The organism is Paenibacillus sp. A3 (assembly GCF_001399685.1).
Taxonomy (GTDB): domain Bacteria; phylum Bacillota; class Bacilli; order Paenibacillales; family NBRC-103111; genus Paenibacillus_G.
In genome coordinates this window covers 1-3,369 of record NZ_JTHN01000276.1, presented here as the reverse complement: position 1 = coordinate 3,369, position 3,369 = coordinate 1, and the positions used below count along the sequence as shown (strand labels likewise).

Here is a 3,369-nt window from a genome sequence, read left to right as displayed (position 1 = left end):
TTGTGTTTTAATCAGAGTAAGGAATAGGAGCGAGAGGAAAATGGGGAACTTGAATCGAGTACTTTTTACAGAAGAACAAATGAAGAATTTGGAGAAAAACCCTAATGTGCAACATGTGTCGGAGACGACCATCACATACACGCCTGCATTCAAGCTGGCCGCGGTACGAGCCTACGCACAAGGACAGACACCTTCGGAAATCTTTATTCGAGCTGGCTTTGACCTAGATATCATCGGTCATAAAAAGCCTAAACACAGTCTGAAACGCTGGCGTGACACCTACGACCGGTATGGTGAAAAAGGACTCACCACGGAAAGACGAGGAAAGGGTAGCACGGGCCGGAAACCAGCTGGTGAGTTGTCGACGGAAGAAGAATTAAAGCGGGCGAAGGCCAAGATTAAACTGCTTGAAGCCCAGGTAGACATTCTAAAAAAGCTCGAGGCGCTCGAAAGGCAGAAGAGAAAACGCTAAGGCCCTTCGAGCGCTACGAGATCATCTATCATACGATTCGGACATATGGACTAAAGCGCATGACACGTTATCTGTGTGAGCTTGCGGCTGTTAGTCCGAGCGGTTACTACAGGTGGCTTACAGCCGAACTGGATCGTCAGCTTCGCGTGGCGGCCGATGAGCGAGACATTGACCTTATCAAGCGACATTTCTATGAGCTGCGAGGCAAGGCAGGTGCTCTGGTCATCAAAATGCGTCTCGAGCAGATCAGCGGTGTTGTCATGAATCACAAGAAAATTCGCCGCCTCATGCGCAAGACTGGCTTGGTCGCGGCAATACGTCAAGCTAATCCTTATCGCAAGATGGCTAAGGCGACTCAGGAACACCAAACCTGTCCCAACCTGCTCAAACGCCAGTTCAGCCAAGGCGAGCCGGAGAAGGTGTTTCTCACCGATATTACCTACCTACGTTATGGAAATGGACAATGGGCGTACCTTTCTTGCGTGAAAGACGGGGCTACCAGACAAATTCTTGCCGAATGTGTTGCAGCCACACTAGAGGTGTCGCTTGTAGAACGGACCCTTAATCGGCTGTTGGAACGACTAGACGGGAACATTCACCCGAAGCCATTCTTCACTCTGATCAAGGCATGCACTACACTCACCCGAAAACGAGACTGCAAATCGCCAAGGCAGGCTTCAGGCAATCCATGTCACGAAGGGGCAATTGCTGGGATAATGCCTCAATGGAATCGTTCTTCGGTCATATGAAGGATGAAGTAGACTTCAAGGATTGTCAGACCATTGACGAAGTTAGAGCGCGTGTCGCTGACTACATTCAGTATTACAATTCCGAACGATACCAATGGACGTTAAAAAAGATGACCCCCGACGAGTTCAGAGGTCATCTGCTGGCAAGTTAGACAAAGGCTGTTTGTTACAAACTGTCCGCAATCTGGGTCACAGTTCACGTAAAAGGATTGGGAGGCTGTTTTGTTATCCTCGCTTCTCCGGCTCGACCACGCCACCCTATTTCTCCCCAACGCCGAATCGTTTCGCTGATCGTATGCGGGCGCGTTCAATTTCCACCTCGCGGTTGCGGGGCTCGGCTTGGGTAACCAGCGAGTCCAGCAGCTTCCGGGCAGCAGCAGCGACCTCCTCGACGGCCAGTTGGAATGCTTCCTCATTTGCCTTCGAAGGCTTGGTGAAGCCGGACAGCTTCCTTACGAATTGAAGCGAAGCGGCTTGAATTTCATCCTCGGTTGCTGGAGGATCGAAGTTGAACAGCGTCTTAATATTTCGGCACATCGCTTTACTCCTTTGGACATAGCCACTATAACTATTACGCTTGTTGAACCGCACTTGCATCCATGTAAATTAATTCCCACAAATGACCGTCGATATCCTGGAAGCTCCATGCGTACATAAAGCCATGATCCGCCGGATCGTTCGAAGGCTTGCCGCCGGCGGCCAAAGCTTTATTGACAAGCTCGTCCACTTGTTCCCGGCTGTCGGCGGATAAAGCGACGATGACTTCCGTGCTTTTGGCGGTATCCGAAATATCTTTCTTCGTAAACGTTTTGAAGAAGTTTTCAACCAACAGCATGACGAACGTGTTGTCGTTGACAATCATGCAAGTGGCGTTTTCGTCGGTAAACTGGGCGTTGAACTCAAAGCCAAGCTTCGTAAAAAATTCGACGGATTTGTTCAAATCTTTAACCGGTAAATTAATAAAAGTTTTATCCGCAGTAAATGCCATGGCCGATCACCTCATTGTGAATTTGCGATGCTTTCGTGAAACCCGGAGTGACGCCCCTCCTCTCCCGCGTTTTACCATCAGCGCACGCCGCCATGCGCAGCGCGGCTACGGTTTGTCATCATGCTTCTGTTCTAACTTTTGCAGTTCCAGCAAATATTCGTCCAACCGGTCGAACCTTTCCTCCCAAATGCGACGGAACGACGAGAGCCACGCATCCAGCTCCATCAGCGGTTGGGGCCGCAGCCTGTAGATCCGGCGGTTAGCGACCGGCTGCATCTCGACAAGTCCGGCTTCGCTAAGAACGCGGAGATGCTTGGAAGCTTGCGGCTGATGGAGCCCAAGCCGATCGGCGATTTCCCCTACGGTGAGCGGGCCGTCACGCAGGAGCTCGACGATATGTAGACGGTTGGGCTCCGCAAGAGCACTCAAGATCGAATTCATGAATTAAATGTACCCGAATTGGAATATTCCTGTCAAGGTATATTCAAGAGGCTCCTTTGGAATCTCCTTTATTCTAGCATACGAACCAAGCACCGGTTTCTTATGGATTGCTATCATAGCGCCGGATGATTATTTTAGATGATTGATCCGAATGGTTTACGTCAATACTTTTGGTAGGTACAAGCCTATTGAGTAAAGGAGTTGGAGCAAGATGGAAAACGCGAAGCCAAAAATCACCACGTTCTTCATGTTCGAAGGCAAAGCCGAAGAAGCCATGAACTTCTACATCACTCTATTTGACCGATCGGAAATCATCAGCATGCAGCATTACGGACCGAACGAAGCCGGTGCCGAAGGAACCGTGGTGCAAGCTTTATTTTCGCTGAACGGTCAAGTGTTTATGTGCATTGATAGCAGCGTGAAGCACAATTTTACGTTTACCCCTTCCATGTCATTATATGTAACATGCGACACGGATGCGGAGATTGATCGGGTATTCGGGAGGCTGTCCGACGGGGGATTCGTTCTTATGCCGCTAGGAGCTTACCCGTTCAGCGAAAAGTTCGGCTGGGTTCAAGACAAGTTCGGCGTCTCCTGGCAGTTGAATTTTGACAAAAAATACCCCGGCCGGACGGCTCTCGATCAGGGATCCGGCGGTTGTCCGAACGTTAAAAAATTTTTACAAATCAAGGTCAAAGGGTGCCAAGAACCGCCGCAGG

At 49.9% G+C, this 3,369-nt stretch carries 6 protein-coding genes and 1 pseudogene; 4 read left to right on the top strand and 3 right to left on the bottom strand.

All coding sequences use genetic code 11. The annotated features are described in order from the left end of the window. From QJ48_RS39055 to QJ48_RS39045, 3 genes are all read left to right on the top strand, one after another. A partial coding sequence (locus QJ48_RS39055) for an HTH domain-containing protein (RefSeq protein ID WP_337589647.1) occupies positions 1 to 472 on the top strand: 472 nt, incomplete at its 5' end. A gap of 59 nt (positions 473 to 531) precedes the next feature. Further along, the gene (locus QJ48_RS39050; protein WP_237763135.1) at positions 532 to 1,221 is read left to right on the top strand and encodes an IS3 family transposase; all 690 of its coding nucleotides are present in this window, start codon (positions 532 to 534) and stop codon (positions 1,219 to 1,221) included. After that, positions 1,161 to 1,373: an IS3 family transposase gene (locus tag QJ48_RS39045; RefSeq protein WP_337589646.1), complete on the top strand. Its 213-nt coding sequence runs from the start codon at positions 1,161 to 1,163 to the stop codon at positions 1,371 to 1,373. Before QJ48_RS39050 ends, QJ48_RS39045 begins: the two co-directional genes overlap by 61 nt. 106 nt (positions 1,374 to 1,479) lie before the next feature. Here QJ48_RS39045 and QJ48_RS32735 read toward each other — a convergent pair whose 3' ends face one another. The 3 genes from QJ48_RS32735 to QJ48_RS32725 form a co-directional block, all read right to left on the bottom strand. After that, positions 1,480 to 1,758 carry a DUF2277 domain-containing protein gene (locus QJ48_RS32735; RefSeq protein WP_054977505.1) on the bottom strand — a complete coding sequence of 93 codons (279 nt, stop codon included), beginning with the start codon at positions 1,756 to 1,758 and terminating at the stop codon, positions 1,480 to 1,482. Positions 1,759 to 1,792: 34 nt separating this feature from the next. Further along, a complete protein-coding gene (locus QJ48_RS32730; protein WP_054977504.1) occupies positions 1,793 to 2,209 on the bottom strand; it encodes a VOC family protein in 417 nt (138 codons plus the stop codon). Positions 2,210 to 2,314: 105 nt separating this feature from the next. Beyond that, positions 2,315 to 2,650 carry a helix-turn-helix transcriptional regulator gene (locus QJ48_RS32725; protein ID WP_054977503.1) on the bottom strand — a complete coding sequence of 112 codons (336 nt, stop codon included), beginning with the start codon at positions 2,648 to 2,650 and terminating at the stop codon, positions 2,315 to 2,317. A gap of 211 nt (positions 2,651 to 2,861) precedes the next feature. Between QJ48_RS32725 and QJ48_RS32720 the strand changes: the two are divergent. Then, positions 2,862 to 3,266, top strand: a pseudogene (locus QJ48_RS32720) (VOC family protein); the annotation flags it as partial. Positions 3,267 to 3,369: the final 103 nt, after the last annotated feature.

What these genes read in the sequence shown, in the direction of transcription:
- QJ48_RS32725 (WP_054977503.1), bottom strand. Translation starts at nt 2,650, where the DNA reads ATGAATTCGATCTTGAGTGCTCTTGCGGAGCCCAACCGTCTACATATC.
- QJ48_RS39045 (WP_337589646.1), top strand. Translation starts at nt 1,161, where the DNA reads ATGTCACGAAGGGGCAATTGCTGGGATAATGCCTCAATGGAATCGTTC.
- QJ48_RS32730 (WP_054977504.1), bottom strand. Translation starts at nt 2,209, where the DNA reads ATGGCATTTACTGCGGATAAAACTTTTATTAATTTACCGGTTAAAGAT.
- QJ48_RS39050 (WP_237763135.1), top strand. Translation starts at nt 532, where the DNA reads ATGACACGTTATCTGTGTGAGCTTGCGGCTGTTAGTCCGAGCGGTTAC.
- QJ48_RS32735 (WP_054977505.1), bottom strand. Translation starts at nt 1,758, where the DNA reads ATGTGCCGAAATATTAAGACGCTGTTCAACTTCGATCCTCCAGCAACC.